17 protein-coding genes are annotated in these 15633 nt (G+C 65.1%); 6 read left to right on the forward strand and 11 right to left on the reverse strand.

Going from position 1 to position 15633, the window contains the following annotated elements; genetic code table 11:
• Positions 1-4: 4 nt before the first annotated feature.
• The 4 genes from ACZY0Q_RS16045 to ACZY0Q_RS16060 all read right to left on the reverse strand — a co-directional run bounded on the left by ACZY0Q_RS16045 (position 5) and on the right by ACZY0Q_RS16060 (position 3084).
• Positions 5-868 (reverse strand): SGNH/GDSL hydrolase family protein, encoded by an 864-nt coding sequence (locus tag ACZY0Q_RS16045; protein ID WP_463918329.1) that lies wholly within the window; start codon positions 866-868, stop codon positions 5-7.
• Positions 865-1683 (reverse strand): GAF domain-containing protein, encoded by an 819-nt coding sequence (locus tag ACZY0Q_RS16050; protein ID WP_463918331.1) that lies wholly within the window; start codon positions 1681-1683, stop codon positions 865-867. Before ACZY0Q_RS16050 ends, ACZY0Q_RS16045 begins: the two co-directional genes overlap by 4 nt.
• A 122-nt stretch (positions 1684-1805) precedes the next feature.
• On the reverse strand, positions 1806-2123 hold the full coding sequence (locus tag ACZY0Q_RS16055; RefSeq protein ID WP_463918333.1) for a hypothetical protein: 318 nt from the start codon (positions 2121-2123) through the stop codon (positions 1806-1808).
• A 61-nt stretch (positions 2124-2184) separates the two neighbouring features.
• Positions 2185-3084, reverse strand: coding sequence for an SDR family oxidoreductase (locus tag ACZY0Q_RS16060; RefSeq protein ID WP_463918334.1), 900 nt, complete (start codon positions 3082-3084; stop codon positions 2185-2187).
• Between the two features lie 186 nt (positions 3085-3270).
• On the opposite strand from ACZY0Q_RS16060, the gene ACZY0Q_RS16065 reads away from it, so the two are divergent.
• Together ACZY0Q_RS16065 and ACZY0Q_RS16070 are read left to right on the forward strand one after the other, a co-directional pair.
• Positions 3271-3765, forward strand: a complete 495-nt coding sequence (locus tag ACZY0Q_RS16065; protein WP_463918335.1) for a DUF6328 family protein — start codon at positions 3271-3273, stop codon at positions 3763-3765.
• A gap of 57 nt (positions 3766-3822) precedes the next feature.
• Positions 3823-4485 (forward strand): DUF6766 family protein, encoded by a 663-nt coding sequence (locus ACZY0Q_RS16070; protein ID WP_463918336.1) that lies wholly within the window; start codon positions 3823-3825, stop codon positions 4483-4485.
• A 10-nt stretch (positions 4486-4495) separates the two neighbouring features.
• On the opposite strand, the gene ACZY0Q_RS16075 is transcribed toward ACZY0Q_RS16070, so the two are convergent.
• The 3 genes from ACZY0Q_RS16075 to ACZY0Q_RS16085 form a co-directional block, all read right to left on the reverse strand.
• Positions 4496-5620: a glycerate kinase gene (locus ACZY0Q_RS16075; RefSeq protein ID WP_463918338.1), complete on the reverse strand. Its 1125-nt coding sequence runs from the start codon at positions 5618-5620 to the stop codon at positions 4496-4498.
• 72 nt (positions 5621-5692) lie between these two features.
• Positions 5693-6517, reverse strand: coding sequence for a class I SAM-dependent methyltransferase (locus tag ACZY0Q_RS16080; protein WP_463918340.1), 825 nt, complete (start codon positions 6515-6517; stop codon positions 5693-5695).
• A 53-nt stretch (positions 6518-6570) separates the two neighbouring features.
• Positions 6571-6957 (reverse strand): DUF7793 family protein, encoded by a 387-nt coding sequence (locus ACZY0Q_RS16085; protein WP_463918341.1) that lies wholly within the window; start codon positions 6955-6957, stop codon positions 6571-6573.
• Positions 6958-7060: 103 nt separating this feature from the next.
• Between ACZY0Q_RS16085 and ACZY0Q_RS16090 the strand changes: the two genes are divergently transcribed.
• From ACZY0Q_RS16090 to ACZY0Q_RS16100, 3 genes are all read left to right on the forward strand, one after another.
• Positions 7061-8716 (forward strand): sensor histidine kinase, encoded by a 1656-nt coding sequence (locus ACZY0Q_RS16090; RefSeq protein ID WP_463918343.1) that lies wholly within the window; start codon positions 7061-7063, stop codon positions 8714-8716.
• Positions 8717-8736: 20 nt separating this feature from the next.
• Positions 8737-10284 carry a putative bifunctional diguanylate cyclase/phosphodiesterase gene (locus ACZY0Q_RS16095; RefSeq protein WP_463918344.1) on the forward strand — a complete coding sequence of 516 codons (1548 nt, stop codon included), beginning with the start codon at positions 8737-8739 and terminating at the stop codon, positions 10282-10284.
• 280 nt (positions 10285-10564) lie between these two features.
• Positions 10565-11512 (forward strand): EAL domain-containing protein, encoded by a 948-nt coding sequence (locus ACZY0Q_RS16100; protein WP_463918346.1) that lies wholly within the window; start codon positions 10565-10567, stop codon positions 11510-11512.
• Between the two features lie 42 nt (positions 11513-11554).
• Here the strand turns inward: ACZY0Q_RS16100 and ACZY0Q_RS16105 are convergent, their stop codons facing one another.
• From ACZY0Q_RS16105 to ACZY0Q_RS16120, 4 genes are all read right to left on the reverse strand, one after another.
• Positions 11555-11794 carry a DUF6480 family protein gene (locus tag ACZY0Q_RS16105; RefSeq protein ID WP_463918347.1) on the reverse strand — a complete coding sequence of 80 codons (240 nt, stop codon included), beginning with the start codon at positions 11792-11794 and terminating at the stop codon, positions 11555-11557.
• A gap of 200 nt (positions 11795-11994) precedes the next feature.
• Positions 11995-12801: a glycerophosphodiester phosphodiesterase gene (locus ACZY0Q_RS16110; protein WP_463918348.1), complete on the reverse strand. Its 807-nt coding sequence runs from the start codon at positions 12799-12801 to the stop codon at positions 11995-11997.
• Positions 12802-12828: 27 nt separating this feature from the next.
• Entirely contained in the window at positions 12829-13077 is a 249-nt protein-coding gene (locus ACZY0Q_RS16115) for a hypothetical protein (protein WP_463918349.1), read from the reverse strand.
• Between the two features lie 102 nt (positions 13078-13179).
• Positions 13180-13998: an HAD family hydrolase gene (locus ACZY0Q_RS16120; protein ID WP_463918350.1), complete on the reverse strand. Its 819-nt coding sequence runs from the start codon at positions 13996-13998 to the stop codon at positions 13180-13182.
• Positions 13999-14233: 235 nt separating this feature from the next.
• Between ACZY0Q_RS16120 and ACZY0Q_RS16125 the strand changes: the two genes are divergently transcribed.
• Entirely contained in the window at positions 14234-15418 is a 1185-nt protein-coding gene (locus ACZY0Q_RS16125; RefSeq protein ID WP_463918351.1) for an ABC transporter substrate-binding protein, read from the forward strand.
• Positions 15419-15633: the final 215 nt, after the last annotated feature.

The raw sequence follows: 15633 nt of genomic DNA on the forward strand, positions 1-15633 counted from the left end.
GGCGTCAGGCCGCGTGACCGCCGCCGATATATGGTCCGGGCGGGCTTCCGATACCGAAAACCGGCCGTGGCTGGGGACGCTTGGCGGTCAGCTCGGCTTCCGGCGGGTGCCTCAGCTGCCGGATCACCCATGGAACGAGATATTCCCGTGCCCAGATGAGGTCCTCGGTCCTGGCCTCCTTCCAGCTGTGGGGCAGCGGCGGCTTGGGCTCAAACGGCTCCAACGTGTGGGCGACACCCAGGGCCTTCAGCACGGCCGCGGCGATGGTGTGGTGGCCCAGCGGTGAGAAGTGCAGCCGGTCCGGATCCCACATGCCCGCGTTCGACAGTTCGCGCAGGAACCACAGGTCAACCATGACGGCGTCGTGGCGGGCGGCCACCGCATGGAGGTTCTCGTTGAAGATGGCAACCTTCCCGCGGATCTGGCTGAAGACCGGCGTGGCACCCCAGTCCGGCCCGGCAAAGAGGACCACCGTGGCGCCGGACCGGGCCAGTTGCTCCACACCGTCGTCGATCTTTTCTGCAAGCCGGTCAGGATCGCTGCGGCGGAAAACGATATCGTTGCCGCCTGCGGAGAGCGTGACCAGGTCGGGCTTCAGGGCCAGCGCCGGCGCGAGCTGCTGGTCGAGGATCTGCCGCACCATCAGGCCCCGGACGGCCAGGTTGGCATAGGCGAAATCGGGCTGGTTCGCACCGAGCTCCTCGGCCACACGGTCTGCCCAGCCGCGCAAACCACCTTCGCTGCGTGGCTCGGGGTCACCGATGCCCTCGGTGAAGGAGTCGCCCAACGCAACCAGCCGGTGCCACGGGTGCGGCTCGGGTTCCCCGGAGGCGTTCTTGGCTGCAAAGTCCTGCTTCCAGACGTTCATGCCGTGCTCCCTGTTTTGTAGGGTCCCCGGTGGAGTGCGGGCGTTTCAACGTCAGCTACTCCTTTGAAGGCGGCATTTTCCTGGCCGCGCCCGGCGGGGGCTGGGCGCGAGCCGGCAACAATATTCAGGGCTGTTTCGCGGAGCCCCTGGCGCGTGTGCCGTGCGACGGTCCGGAGATACTGCAGGGCTGCCTCATGGCCGAGCCCGTAGTCGGATTTTAGGGTGCTCACGGCCAGGTCCATCAGCATCATTGAGCTTTGGGCTACTGCCATTTGCGCGCCGGCTTCCGCCCGCTCGGCCACACGCACCACCATCCGCAGTGACCGGGCCACCTGCCGCGCATACTGGCGCGTCCTGATGATGTCCTCGCTGGTGAAGGCATGGGGAGTGGACGCGTAGAGGCTCAGTGCCGCACTCCATCCGGCAGCGGCCACAATCGGCATGGCCAGCAGCGACCTGACGCCGTGGTCCGCGGCAGCACTGGCATAGCCTGGCCACCGCCGGTCGCGGGCGACGTCGGCCAGATGCACAAAGTCACCCGCGCGCAGGGCTTCCAGCACGGGTCCGTCCGCAAACGAGCACTGCTCTTCGTCCGCGGCGCGGGCTGCGGCGGTCCCGGCGGCGGCCGTCCGGACCGCGCCGGGCCGGAAGAAGGTGACAGCCCAGCTGATACCGCGGGAATCGCCACCGATGTCGCGCATGAACTCGAGGGTGACAGCAGCAAGGAAGTCTTCAACATCGGTGCTCTCGAACACCAAATCCTGGGGGTCGGGAAGCGATTCCCAGCCTGGCTCCCCCGGTGTCTCCGCGGCCATGTTCCACGCCTAGGTTCGAAACGCGTGGCCCACTGCAAAACCTATTTCTAGGATACGTCCGGTGGCCGCTCCAAGCGCTGCGCCTAGCCACACAAAAACCGCAGTCCTGGCACAGAAAGTGCTTACCCGGCGTCGAAACTTTCCTCGTCGTCGTCGTTCGGTGATTTGTCCTTGGGGAGGTCGGTTCCGCTGCCGTCCGGCAGGCCGGCCGCATCCTGTCCCGATTCCGACGAGAAGGGTTCGGAGCCCTGCGAATCGGCGTTGGCGTCGTTGATCTCGGCCTCGGCGGAGGGCACGTCGGCGTCGCGCGGGATGGGCGGTTCGCCCGGCTCAAAACCGGGAGCGTTGGTCTCCGCACCGCCGATCTCCTGTTCCGCTGTCGGCGTGCCGTAGCCGCCCGCTTCTTCGGCCGGTTCCGCGTGCTGGTTGTCCTGACTCATGGTTCCTCCTGTTGTGGATGTGAATCTACCTTGTGGATGTGACTTTGACGTGCAGACTTCGTTACAGGCCCTTGCCTCCGGTCACCGGCAGCACTGCTCCGGAAATGTAAGATCCCTGGTCCGACGCCAGCAGCACATAGGCCGCGGCGAGCTCCGCCGGCTGACCGGCACGCTGCAACGGCGTGTCCTGCCCGAAGGCGGGCAGCTTGTCCGGCCATTCCGTGGCCGGGATCAGTGGGGTCCAGATGGGGCCGGGAGCCACCGCGTTGACACGGATTCCTTTGGGTCCCAGTTCTTGGGCAAGCGCCTTGGTGAACGCAACCTGCGCCGCCTTGGTCATGGCGTAGTCAATCAACCCCGGAGAAGGATTAAAGGCCTGGATGGAAGCCGTCGTAATGATCGAGGAGCCAGCCTTGAGGTGCGGAACCGCGGCCCTGGCCGTCCAGATCAAGGAATAGAGATTGGTCTTGAAGACGCGGTCGAATTCCTCGGTAGGCAGGGACTCGAAACTCTCGCGGTTCTTCTGGTAGGCGGCGTTGAGGACCACCACATCCAGACCGCCGAATTCGGCTGCGGCGTCTGCCACGATCCGGGTGCTGAAGGCCTCCTCCCGGCCGTCCCCGGCCAGAAGCAGCGCGCGCTGGCCCGCTTTGCGGATCCAGTCGGCGCTGTCCTGGGCATCTTCCTCTTCTTCCGGAAGATAGGAAATTGCGACGTCGGCCCCCTCGCGGGCAAACGCGATGGCCGCCGCCTTGCCGATTCCGGAGTCGCCGCCCGTGATGAGCGCGGCCTTACCCTTTAGCGCGCCGTGACCTTCGTAACTGAGCTCGCCATGGTCCGGCTTCGGATCCATGGGCGCAGTGAGCCCGGGCTGCTTCTGTTCCTGCTTCGGAAAGGGCCCGGAGTAATAGCCGTCCCGGGGGTCCGTGGGCGGGCCTGTCCGTTTCTGCGTATCGCTCATAGTCCACCTCTTCATTGGATCGGTTTTCGAAGGGCTCCCGCCTGCAGCGGCTCTTCGAAACTATCCCGCGCGGCGGAGCAAGTCCACCGCGCGGAGGGAATAATCAGTAAACTTATCAAACGTTGCCCTCGGCGCAAGTTAAGCCTAGTTTTGGAGCACAGGCCCAGGCCCGGAGCGAGGAGGATCATGTCGGATGTGGAGGACTTCACCGGCAGCACCGGACGGAACGAAACCCGGGAGGAGCAGCTTGACCGGAACTGGGCCGAGTTGCTGCAGGAGCTCAGGGTGCTGCAGACGGGGGTCCAGATCCTGGCCGGTTTTCTCCTGACCCTGCCGTTCCAGCAGCGGTTCGGGGACCTGGACGGTTTCCAGGTGGGCCTCTACCTTGTCAACGTGGTGATCGCGACGCTGACCACCGCCTTTATCCTGCTTCCCGTCAGCGTCCACCGCCGCCTCTTCCGCCAACGGCTCAAGGAAACCTTGGTCTCCAGCGCGGACACCATCACCAAGATCGCCCTGGCCGGTGTGGGGATGCTTAGTGTCGGGACAGCCGCCTTGGTCTTTGACGTGACGGCCGGCCGCACAGCAGGCCTCACGGCCGGCGGAATCCTGCTGGCGGTCCTCCTGATCTTGCTGATCTACGTCCCGCTGCGGCTCAACAGGCGCGCTGCGGATCGATAGCTACCCACCCGGCCCGGCCGCCGCCCCGCCGAAACAGGATCACCCGAAGGAGTGCACATGCGCACGTGGGCCAAGGAACACGGACTCCTGCTCGCTAACGCCGGACTGTTCCTGGCATTTTATGGTGGAATGATCCTCTCCGGCGCGGCCGCCTACAGCGAGGACCAGTTGGCCCACGGGCAGCCGGGCGTCACCGTGCTGGAGTACCTCTCCACGGGCGATTTCGTCGAGGCCACATTTGAAAACTGGGAATCCGAGTTCCTCCAGATGGCCATGTATGTGATCCTGACCGTCTTCCTTTTCCAGAAGGGGTCCTCCGAATCCAAGCCCATGGGCAAAACTGCCCCGCAGGACCAGGACCCGCGCGATGCCATCATCAAGGACGCCACGCCGTGGCCCGTCAAGCGCGGCGGCCTGGTGTTGAAGCTGTATGCACACTCCCTGTCCATCCTCCTGCTGCTGCTGTTTGTGGCCTCCTTCAGCCTGCACGCGGCCGGCGGAGCCTCGGCATACAACGACGAACAACAGAGCCACGGCCAGCCCACCGTCACGGCGCTGGGGTATCTGGCCACCAGCCGGTTCTGGTTCGAGTCCTTCCAGAACTGGCAAAGCGAATTCCTCGCCGTGGCGGTCCTGGTGGGTGCCTCCGTCTACCTGCGCGAAAAGGGCTCACCGGAGTCCAAGCCGGTAGCCGAACCGCACTACGAAACCGGGGCCTAGTCAGCTGGCGTCAGGCGCCTTCCAGAACCTGGCTGGTAGCCCAGGCCAGGTATTTGGCGGCGTTGGCGACGGCGTCCTCCGGACTGGCCGCAACATCCAGCAGTTGCGCGGCGGCTACTACGCCATGTTCGGCCAAGTCCTCCGGCGTTACCAGGATCCGCCCCGCCACCACAATCACCGGGATCCCACGTTCCCGGGCTGCGTCGGCGAGCGCGATGGGAGCTTTACCGGTCAGCGACTGCGAGTCCATGGAACCTTCACCGGTGATCACCAGGTCCGCGTCCTCCAGCTGGCCTGCGAGGCCGGTGAGCCCTGCGACGAGCGCGAACCCGCCTTCCAGCCTGGCGTTGGTGAAGGCAAGGAACGACGCCGGGAAGCCTCCTGCCGCCCCGGCGCCCGGGACGTTGACGTCCCGGCCAGTGGCCTCGCGCAGCACGGACGCCCAGTTGCGGAGTCCGGCGTCGAGCTGTTCCGTTGCCTCGTCGTCGGCACCCTTCTGGGCGCCGAAGACGTGGGCTGCGCCGGTTGCGCCATAGAGCGGGTTCTGGACGTCCACGGCGATCCTGAACGTGGCAGCCGACAGGCGCGGGTCCAGTCCGGTGGTGTCGAGAGCCGCAACGTCGGCGAGTGATCCGCCGCCCAGCGGAACAACGTTGCCAGCGGAGTCCAGCGGTTTCAGGCCCAGCGCACGCAGGGCGCCGCTGCCGCCGTCGGTCATGGCCGAGCCGCCCAGGCCCAGCACAATCTCGGTGGCGCCCGCGTCGAGGGCCGCCGCGATCAGCTGTCCGCAGCCGTAACTGTGGGCCCGCAAGGCGTTGGCGGGGGTGGGTTCCATCTCAGCCAGGCCGGAGGCCTGCGCTGTTTCAATGACGGCGGTAGCACCGCCGTCGGCGTTCTTCCGGATGGCCCAGGCGGCGCCCACAGGGGCGAGGATGGGACCCACAACGGCGTTGAGTCGCTCCTCATAGCCGGCCGAAACGGCAGCCTCCAGTGTTCCTTCACCGCCGTCGGCGATCGGAAACTGATTGGCGACGGCGTCCGGGTAGACGCGCAGCACACCTTCGGCGATGGCGGCGGCGGCCTCCGCGGCTGTGAGCGAGCCCTTGAACTTATCCGGAGCAATGAGAATGCGCATGCCGTCCATCATGCCAGCCGGGCGCGGGAAAGCGCTTGCCCAATCCGTAATGCGGACAGCTTGGGACATCCCTTACCGGCCGGCGTCGAGATCCTTGGGCGTGAGCACTGCAAAGTAGCCCGGCACGTGGCTGTTCCCCGCAGCGTCCATCAGCGGGTTTGTCTCGATCGTGGCGGCCCCGTCCTCCACCAGCGTCCACCGGTCCTTCGGCATTACGCGGGCGAGCTCCACCGGCCCGAAGTGGCCCGGCATGGGCAGTTTCCGGATGGCCAGCTCCAATGGGGCCGGGATGCTTCGCAGTGATGCACCCAGATGGGCCACGTACTCCACCGGGTTGCCCTGGAAATTGGTCTCCGCCAGGAAGACTGTGCCGCGGTGGCCCACCAGCTGCCTCAGATTTTCCATCAGCGCGGCCTGATCGGCCGGGGCCAGGACGTGCAGCACGCCGCGGACAAAGACGTTGGCATCTGTAGATCCCACCAGATCGGCGCCGGCTCCTGGCACGGTCATGTCACGCACCAAGTAGCTGACACCTGCAACGCCGGCGGATTCATCGCGGGCGCGGGCCACTGCGTGCGCGGACACGTCGACGCCGAGGACCTGTGGTGAAAACGCCGTCAGTGCGCGGCTGAACGCGCCGTGCCCGCACCCTACGTCCACCACGGGAAGGCTGGGATCAAAATGCCGCCGCAGGACGTCCTGGTAGCCCAGCAGCTCATTGTCCGTGCCGGAATCCCATAAAACATCACTCCGGGCTCCCGTGCTCGCGATTCCGGCCCAATACCTGTCCCAGGCCACGATCCTGTTCTTGGGCGCAGACCAGGACAGCCTGATCAGTTTGGGCAAGATCAGGTACTTCCGCACGGCGGAGAGCATCTGTTTCGCTGGGGATGGCATCGTACAAATATAGGGCCCAAAGTCCTTGCGGCGGTTTCGCCGGGCGGTTCCCTTCAGGCTGTGGCCGTGGCCCCTTTCAGCAGCCATGCCATGGCTTCGTCGCGGGACGTAAAGAACCGCGTGGGGCAGGGCAGTTTGTTGATGCCCAGGATGAAGTTGGCCAGTACTTTATCAACCGGCGACGCACCCAGCAGTGCAATGCGGGAGGCCTGGCAGGGGCGGCCAAAAACTGCCCGGGCTCCCCGGCTGACCTGGGCCGTGGTGGCCATATCCACCAACATGGGATAGCTGCTGGCCCCGCACAGGTCGTTCACGTTCTGCATGGCAACCTCGGCGTCGGATTCCGCGATGGACACACCCCGCGGCCACTTCAGCTGGATAACACCCTGCTCATCCAGCGTCAGGTCCGCCTTGGCTGCTTCTGCAGGCTGACTCGTCACGATGACCCTCCGTGGTTTGTTATAGGAACAGGTGTGCTCCGTCACCCTACAATGTACTCAGTCAGGAGCAAACGGGTGCTCACACAGGAGCGAAGGGGACAGGTTGCCAGCGGACACACCACATGTCGCAACCGTGCCGTACCTGGCTGTGGTTGCGGACCCCGACGCCGGACGCCGGGAATTCACCGCCGCGGCACTGGAAACGGCGGGCTTCACGGTCAGCGCTGTGGACAACGCCACCAGCCTGTCGGCCCTTCTGGACCAGCGCGAGCCCTCCGTCCTGGTCCTGGACAGTTCGCTCTCAGACGTCGACGCGACGGCCCCCGTGTTGGTCCTCGTTGATCTCGACAGCCCGGCCGAAGTCAAGGCCGTGGAGCACGCCGGCGTACGGGACAGCATCGCCAAACCGCCTGCGGCCAAGGAACTCGTCCACCGCGCCACGGCCCTGATCAACCTGGTCTCCCGCCGGAATGAAGCGCGGCAGGAAGCGGAGACGCTACGAGAACGGCTGCGGCAGGTCTCTGCCGCGGTCCGCGGAACCAACCATCCTCAACAGATCGCCGACTTTGTGGTCAGGGGGTTCGGGGAGACGTTCGGCGCTGACCGGGTCTGGCTGACCACGTTCGACGACGACCGCGTGCCACCCATTACCGCCCAATGGCAACGGCGCGGCCTGGCTCCGCTGCCCGAAGGATTGTTTACGGACGAAGACCCGGTGCGCAGGACAGCTGACGTCTTGTGGTCGCGGGCTGAGGCACTGACGGCGGACGGAGCTTCTGCGCCGCTGGGCACCGGCGACGTCCGGCTGCCGGCCGAACTCGCGAAACTGCGCGCCGCCGCATCCGTGGCCGTCCCGATGGGGGACGGCAGCTCGTCGCTGGGAATTATCTGGATCGCACTGCTGGACTCGCCCCGGGAGTGGTCACGGGCTGAGCTTGCACTGATCCAGCACGTGGCCGGCAACACCGCCCACGGCTTGATCCAAAGCCACCTGATCACCAGTCAGCAGCAGGTGGTCAAGCAGCTCCAGCAGCTGGACAAAGCCAAAACCGACTTCCTGGCCACCGTCAACCATGAGCTCCGCACGCCGCTGACATCGATCATGGCGTACTTGGACATGATCCAGGAGAATACGTCCGATCCGGTGTCCAGCGAGGTCCATCAGATGCTGGACATCGTGGTCAGGAACACCGAACGGCTGCGGCTGCTGATCGAAGACATGCTGAGCGTCTCCCGCAACGGGCATGAGCAAAGTCCGCTGCACCTGACCCCCGTCCGGCTGGCGCGAACACTCGAGATCGTCACCGCTGCGCTGAGGCCGCTCGCGAAGGTGCAGAACGTCGCTATTGTGGTGGCACTCGCCTCAGATGACGCGGAAATCCTGGCAGATGAAGTGCAGCTGCAGCAGGTTTTCACAAACCTGGTCTCCAATGCCATCAAGTTCACTCCCGGCGGCGGACAGATCGACGTGATCAGCCAGACACGGGCAGATGTAGACGGCACCCGCTGGGCGACTGTCAGCGTCTCGGACACCGGGATGGGGATCTCCGGCGACGAGATAGCCCACATTTTCACCCGCTTTTACCGCGCCTCGAACGCGATGTCCGGGGCGGTTCCAGGCACCGGCCTTGGGCTCGCCATCACGCAGGACATCGTCCAGCGCCACGGCGGCCGCATTGACGTAACCTCGGAGCTGGGTGTTGGCACCACTGTCACCGTGAACCTCCCCCTTGGAGCCCGTGGGTCCCAGGAAACCTGACCCCGGAAAGGAGGCACCAGATGTTCGCTGACGATGACCCCAGGCTCTCCCAGTTGCTCGATGGCATCGTCCGGCTCGCCTCCGGGGACCTCCAGTCACGGATAGAAGTATCGCCGGCGCGGGACGAGCTCGACGCCATCATCATGGGCACCAACCTCCTCGCCGAGGACCTGCAGATCATCTATGAAGAGCTTGAACAGCGCGTCGAGGTCCGCACACAGCTGCTGCACGAAGCCCACCGCGAAATGCAGATGATGGCCATGCAGGACCCCCTCACCGGCCTCGCCAACCGCTCGGCCCTCCTGACTGCGCTGAAATCCGCCCAGGACCACGACGGCGACGCCCTCAGCCAGCCCGCCATCCTCCTCCTTGACCTTGATGCCTTCAAGTCCATCAACGACACCCTCGGCCATATTGCCGGCGATCAGGTGCTGATCACCGTGGCGCTACGCATCCGCAGCGCTGTCCGGACCGGCGACGTGGTTGCCCGGTTGGGCGGGGACGAGTTTGCCATCGTTATGCCAGCCACGGGCCCGGACCAGGCCGCCGTCGTAGGCCAGCGCATCCTGGCAGCAATCAAGGAACCCATCGACCTGCCGGACCGGACCGTCCGCTGCGGGGCGAGCGTAGGACTCAGCGTCGGGGCGGCCGGGCGGAGGGCCGAGGACCTGCTGATGGAGGCCGATGTGGCCATGTACGCCTCCAAAGCCGAGGGCCAGAACCGGCTCCACGTCTTCGAACCTGGGCTCCTGCTCATCCGCAGGCTCCGCAGCCAACTGCTGGAGGACCTCCGGGCCGCCATCAAGGGCGACGGCCTGGTGCTGCACTACCAGCCCGTGGTTGAACTGGGCACGGGGCGCATCGAAGGGGTGGAAGCCCTGATCCGCTGGGACCACCCCACCCGCGGCCGCATCATGCCCGATGAGTTCATTCCGCTGGCAGAAGAGGCCGGGCTGATCTCCGAACTGGGCCTGTGGGTGCTCGGCACGGCCGTCAGTCAGCTACGCCGCTGGATTGATGCAGACCTGGTGGACAGCCGGTTTTCTGTCCGGATCAACATCTCCGCCACGGATCTGCAGAGCCTGCAGTTCATCGAGGACGTCCGCGCCGTGCTTAAACAGACAGGTGTCCGTCCCGAGCAGGTTGTCCTGGAGCTGACGGAAGCGGCCATCGTCAGGGGCAACGAGCTGGACCGGTATTCCCTGGGCGGGCTGCGCGGACTCGGGGTCGGAATCGAGATCGACGACTTCGGCACCGGCTATTCCTCCATCAGCTACCTGCGCCGGCTCCCAGTGGACCGGGTGAAGGTTGACCGGTCCCTGATTGAGGGCCTGGGCACGGACCCCAGCCAGCCGGCACTGGTGGCTGCAGTCCTGCAGCTGGTGCGCGCCTGCGGGCTCGAAGCCGTGTGGGAAGGCGTGGAAACAGCGGAGCAGGCCGAGCACCTCAGGAACCTCGGGTGCCTCAGCGCACAGGGCTATTTCTTCAGTAAACCCATCCCGCCCGAACAGATTCCTGCGCTGCTGGCCGAAACTTCATCCGAAAGTAATAAGAGGTTGATCGATTAAGGGCTGCGCTTTTGGATCAACCCGATATACGATCAAGTTGCGGTATCCGATTCTTCGAGGCCAGGAAGATCGGCATTAATCAGAAGTAACGCATTCCGAAGGCAACTGGAAATTTGAAAATAAAGGGGCCAAGGAGCCATTACTTCGTCAACTGGGGGCGTTGCTAATGACGGTTCGGGTACAAGCTTGGGGAGTTATTGCTGCGGTTTTGGCGGATTCCGATCCTGCCGGAGCGGCAATACGTCAGCGCCTTAGCGACCGCTTGGGGGAAAACCCCGGCATGCCGGAGCGGGCCCTGCTGGAGTATCTTCTGGAGCGCCGGCAGCAGGACAGCGCTGCCGCCGACACTCCAGATATTGCCCGCTTCCCACAGCCTCCCAGCGCCATGCCGCCAATGTTGGCCGAGCAGCTGGACTCCCTGCGCAGCCTGTCGCGGATCGGCGCGCTACTGGAAAACCAGATGCTGATGACCGCGTTCCAGCCCATCTACGGCCTCGAATCCAAAGGTGTTGTGGGGGTAGAGGCGCTATCGCGCTTTGTCAGCGATGACGGCGCAAGTGCGGAACTTTGGTTCGCGGAGGCGGCCGCCGTTGGCTTGGGCGCCAACCTTGAATTCTCGGCCCTCGCATCCGCTGCCGCCGCTGCCGCGAAACTGCCCGTGCACCTCTACGTCTCCCTGAACATCTCCCCCACGTCATGCCTGGATCCCCGGCTGCCCGAATTGTTTGACCACATCGAACTGCCAATAGACCGCATTGTGCTCGAATTGACGGACGAAATTCCGGACGAGGAATACTCGCATTTCATTTCCGCCATTATGCCGCTCCGGGAACGCGGACTGCGTATTGCAATCGACGATTCGCACCCCAGCGCGGGCGCCCTGAGCCGGATGCTCCACCTTCGGCCTGACTTCATCAAGCTGGGCAGGAACGTGATCAGCGGTGTGGACACGGATTCCTCCCAGCACGCCCTGGCCGCGTGCCTGGTGGACTTTGCGGAGCAGATCGGGAGTGTTTTGGTGGCCGAAGGGGTTGAAACCACCGAGGAACTGAGGGTCCTCACGGAGTTGGGTATCAGCGCCGGCCAGGGTTACCTGTTGGGCAGGCCCTCAGTGCGGCCGAAGGATTGGGCGGCGTGGAATACGCCGCTCGACCCCGAGGGGCTGCGTCACCTCGCTGCCGCAGCCGATCACGGCACCCACGGTCCGGGCGGCTCCGAACTGCACTGAACGGCGCCGCCTCCCTGATCGACTCCACGGTATGACGGCGTGCTATTCGCTGTGGCCCTGGTCCCCGCTCATCTGATCCTCTGCGGGCGGCGTTTCGCCCGGAGGTACGCCCCCGCCCGGCTCAAGTCCGGTGATGTTTCCTTCATCGGGGTCAGGATTGGCTGACGCTGCTGGGTCTTTTCCTGACGTATGAGGCTCTTTCCGGGACCGGTCTGATTCTGGCTCATCAGTTCCTGGCTGATCAGGGTTCGCGGGATCATTTTCCGGATGGTAGCTGCTCATTGCGACTGTTCCTTTCCGTGAATATCCGGGGATCCACCCGGGGTTATCAATCAATTGTAAGCATGCTGATAAATCCGCCAAGGAATTGTTCCGGCAGGCTCCGAGCCACTCAGCCGGTTCGTTAATAAGTGGAAGCAGAATTCACAGGGGCAGCCGGCGCTTTGACTAGGGGCGGAATTGAGCAGTCCTGGGAAACCGGGTCAGCTGCCGGGCCACTCGCCGCGTTCGTGCAGGACCTGCTTGAGCAGATCCGCGCGGTCGGTCACGATTCCGTCCACGCCCAGGTCAAGCAAGCGGTGCATCTCGGCGGGGTGGTTGATGGTCCATACATGGACCATCAGTCCCAGCTCGTGCGCCCGCCGGACATAGGCCGGCGTCACCACGCGGATCGCCCCGTACCGGACCGGAACCTGCAGCGCCTGGACGTCTCTTAACGGACCCCGCAGCACAAAGCGCAGCCACGGGGCCGGAAGCACCGCGCCCAGCAGGACAACCAGCGCATTCGTCACCATCCCTGCCGACGACGCCACCGGACGGCTTAGCAACTTCAGGACCGCCCGGCGTCGGCGGTCTGAAAAACTGGCCACGAGGACCCGGTCATGCGCGCCGTGCCGTTCGATGCCGGCGGCCAGGCTTTGCACGGAGTTCCAGTCTTTGACGTCCAGGTTCAGCCGGGCAGCCGGGAAGGCCGCCAGCAGTTCATCGAACAGCGGCACGGGTTCGCGCCCGCCGATCCGCGCGGAGGAAACCTCGGCGGCGGTCAGCTCGGAAATCCGGCCGCGGCCGTCAGTGACCCGCTCCAGGGTTTCGTCGTGGAAGAGCAGCAGCACGCCGTCGGAGGTGGTGTGTACATCCGTCTCGATGTACTCATAGCCAAGTTCGACGGCCGCCCGGAACGCGGCCATCGAGTTCTCCAACCCCTCCCGGGAGAATCCGCGGTGGGCCATGGCGATGGGACGCGAGGGACGGGCAGCGCCGCCGGAGGCATCAAAAAACGGCTGAGTCACGCTTGTGAGCGTACCGGAGCCGGCGGGCTAGACTTCCTGCGGCACAATCTCCACGCCGTCACTGCAGTGCAGCAGCGTGCGGCCATGCCCATTGTCGAGGTCCACCCACACGGCAGTGTGGTCCCAGGTGATCGCGTCCACGAACCCGCCGGTTTCGTACCCGGGGCTGAGGCGGACGCGCACGCGGTCGCCCTCCTTCAGTGCCTTCCAGTGCGCCGCCGGCTCTGCCGGGGGCAGCGGCGCTTCTGCCGCGCGTTGGTTGCCGTTCCTTGCCATGACTTCCCCTTTAGCCGCGGATGTGTATCCACAGCCCACGGTAGGCGGCAAACGTGAACGGAAGGTGAGCGGAAGCTGTGAATTCCGGCTACAGAGCAGCGGTCAGAACAGCTCTACCCCCAGCGCCGCGAGCCTGGCCTCGAGAATCTGGGCCACGCCGTCGTCGTCAAAGTGGGGCGCCTGCTGCCCGGCGGCGCTGATGGCGTCCGGATGGCCGCTCGCCATGGCGTATCCGTGGCCCGCCCAGCGCAGCATCTCAACGTCGTTGGGCATATCGCCGAACGCCACGACGTCGGCCGCGTCAATGGACAGGGCTTTTGCGTATTCGGCCAGAGTGACGGCTTTGTTGACCCCGGGGAGGGACAGTTCCAGCATCGCCACGGTCGGTGCGGAGTGCGTGGCGGAGGCGAGATGGGCGACGGCGGGCCGCACGGCCGCCAGGAAGTCGTCCGCGGTGCCATCCCTGACAATCGCCAGGAACTTCACGACGGCGTCGTCCGCGGCGAGCGTTTCGGCCAGCGGCGCGGGGGTAAATTCGGCCAGCAGTTCGCTGGAACCGTTCTCAATGAAACCGGGCTCCAGATGGAATCCGGTCAGCGTTTCCGCGGCGAAGAGCGCGGCCGGGCGAAGGTCTTTGATGATCCGCCGCAGTTCCAGCACCGCGTCAGTGCCCAGCGTCCGGGCGGACACCAGCCGGTCCGCTTCGAGGTCCCACACCACGGCGCCGTTGGAACAGATAACGGTGCCGGTGTGGCCCAGCTGCTCCTCCAGCGGGTGGAGCCAGCGCGGCGGGCGGCCGGTGACAAAAACGAGCTCGATGCCGGCGTCCCGGCAGGCGTGGAAGGCCCGGACGGTGCGGTCGCTGATCTTTCCGTCGTGCCCAAGAATCGTTCCGTCAATATCACTTGCTACCAGCCGCATCCTGCCAGTCTACGTGGGCATGGGACATCCGGGGCCGTGCCGCTTTGTCGCGGGCGACTGGCCCGCTGGCGTCTCCCCGCGACGTTTTTTGACGCCGCACTACGTTCTGTTGAGCCTTCGCGTCGTTCCGTGAACGTCCGTGTCCGGCGCCGTTGTGAGCGGTGGAGGCCGTCCGTAATCTCATCATCAACATCTCCGCAATCGCATCGCAACATCCGCAAGCAAAGGAAACACCGTGACCACTCCCCCGGATAACACTCCGCAAAACCAGCCGGCGGCCACCCGCATCGTGGCCGGCCAGACTTCCGCTCCGAAGCGTCCGCTCGGCCTGAAGATCGGCATCGTGGCCGGCATTCTGGCCCTGGTGGGCGGCGGCGTGGCCGTGGCATCGGCGGTCTCCGGCAACAACGCTGCCACCTCCGCGGCGTCTTCCGCCGCTCCTGCCGGCAACCCGGCGGCAGAGCTCAAGCTCGGCTATTTCGGCAACGTGACGCACGCACCGGCCTTGGTCGGTGTCAGCCAGGGCTACATCGCCAAGGAGCTGGGCGATACGAAGCTCAGCACGCAGGTCTTCAACGCCGGGCCCGCCGCGATCGAGGCCCTGAACGCCGGCGCCATCGACGCCACCTACATCGGCCCGAACCCGGCCATCAATTCGTTCGTCAAGAGCGGCGGGGAGTCCATCAACATCATCGCCGGTGCGGCCGCAGGTGGCGCGCAGCTGGTGGTCAAGCCGGAAATCAACTCCGCCCCGGACCTCAAAGGCAAGACTCTCGCCTCGCCGCAGCTAGGTGGCACGCAGGACGTGGCGCTCCGCGCCTGGCTCGCCACCCAGGGCTACAAAACCAATGTGGACGGCAGCGGCGACGTCGCCATCAACCCCACGGAAAACGCCCAGACGCTGAAACTTTTCCAGGACGGAAAGCTCGACGGCGCGTGGCTGCCTGAGCCCTGGGCCTCCCGCCTGGTGCTGACCGCCGGCGCCAAGGTCCTCGTCGACGAAAAGGACCTCTGGGACGGCTCACTCTCCGGCAAGGCCGGCGAGTTCCCCACCACCATCCTGATCGTCAACAAGAAGTTCGCCGCCGCAAATCCGGACACCGTGAAGGCGCTGCTCAAGGGCCACGCCAAGTCCGTTGACTGGCTGAACAGCGCTGCTGCAGACGAGAAGGCCAACGTCATCAACGCCGCCCTCAAGGAAGCAGCCGGTGCCGAACTCAAGGCCGACGTGATCGAGCGGTCCCTGAAGAACATCGTTTTCACCGTGGATCCGCTCGCCGGAACCTACCCCAAGCTGCTCAAGGACGGGGTGGAAGCCGGCACCACGAAGCAGGCTGACATCAACGGCATCTTTGACCTGACGGCCCTCAACGAGGTCACCGGGCAGAAGACGTCGGCTGCGGGGCTTGGTAAGGAGTAGCTTCTACGGTTCGCGCTGCACCGCCTTGTAACCCGCCCATCCGTCCGGAACTGCATTCAGTTCCAGGCGGGTGGGCGGGTTTCCGTGTCTCGGCTGCCCTTTTATTAGGCGACAAACGTCCGGATCCCCACCGCATCCCGCCAAAATATCCAGCGCAGAGAGACAATGACCGTATGAGCTCAGAAGAACCGTTGCCACCCGCCGCTATACCGCCC

Source organism: Pseudarthrobacter lactosi (genome assembly GCF_055412785.1).

Coding starts and splice junctions, on each gene's coding strand:
- ACZY0Q_RS16045 (WP_463918329.1), bottom strand. CDS start 868: ATGAACGTCTGGAAGCAGGACTTTGCAGCCAAGAACGCCTCCGGGGAA.
- ACZY0Q_RS16050 (WP_463918331.1), bottom strand. CDS start 1,683: ATGGCCGCGGAGACACCGGGGGAGCCAGGCTGGGAATCGCTTCCCGAC.
- ACZY0Q_RS16055 (WP_463918333.1), bottom strand. CDS start 2,123: ATGAGTCAGGACAACCAGCACGCGGAACCGGCCGAAGAAGCGGGCGGC.
- ACZY0Q_RS16060 (WP_463918334.1), bottom strand. CDS start 3,084: ATGAGCGATACGCAGAAACGGACAGGCCCGCCCACGGACCCCCGGGAC.
- ACZY0Q_RS16065 (WP_463918335.1), top strand. CDS start 3,271: ATGTCGGATGTGGAGGACTTCACCGGCAGCACCGGACGGAACGAAACC.
- ACZY0Q_RS16070 (WP_463918336.1), top strand. CDS start 3,823: ATGCGCACGTGGGCCAAGGAACACGGACTCCTGCTCGCTAACGCCGGA.
- ACZY0Q_RS16075 (WP_463918338.1), bottom strand. CDS start 5,620: ATGCGCATTCTCATTGCTCCGGATAAGTTCAAGGGCTCGCTCACAGCC.
- ACZY0Q_RS16080 (WP_463918340.1), bottom strand. CDS start 6,517: ATGCCATCCCCAGCGAAACAGATGCTCTCCGCCGTGCGGAAGTACCTG.
- ACZY0Q_RS16095 (WP_463918344.1), top strand. CDS start 8,737: ATGTTCGCTGACGATGACCCCAGGCTCTCCCAGTTGCTCGATGGCATC.
- ACZY0Q_RS16100 (WP_463918346.1), top strand. CDS start 10,565: ATGCCGGAGCGGGCCCTGCTGGAGTATCTTCTGGAGCGCCGGCAGCAG.
- ACZY0Q_RS16105 (WP_463918347.1), bottom strand. CDS start 11,794: ATGAGCAGCTACCATCCGGAAAATGATCCCGCGAACCCTGATCAGCCA.
- ACZY0Q_RS16115 (WP_463918349.1), bottom strand. CDS start 13,077: ATGGCAAGGAACGGCAACCAACGCGCGGCAGAAGCGCCGCTGCCCCCG.
- ACZY0Q_RS16120 (WP_463918350.1), bottom strand. CDS start 13,998: ATGCGGCTGGTAGCAAGTGATATTGACGGAACGATTCTTGGGCACGAC.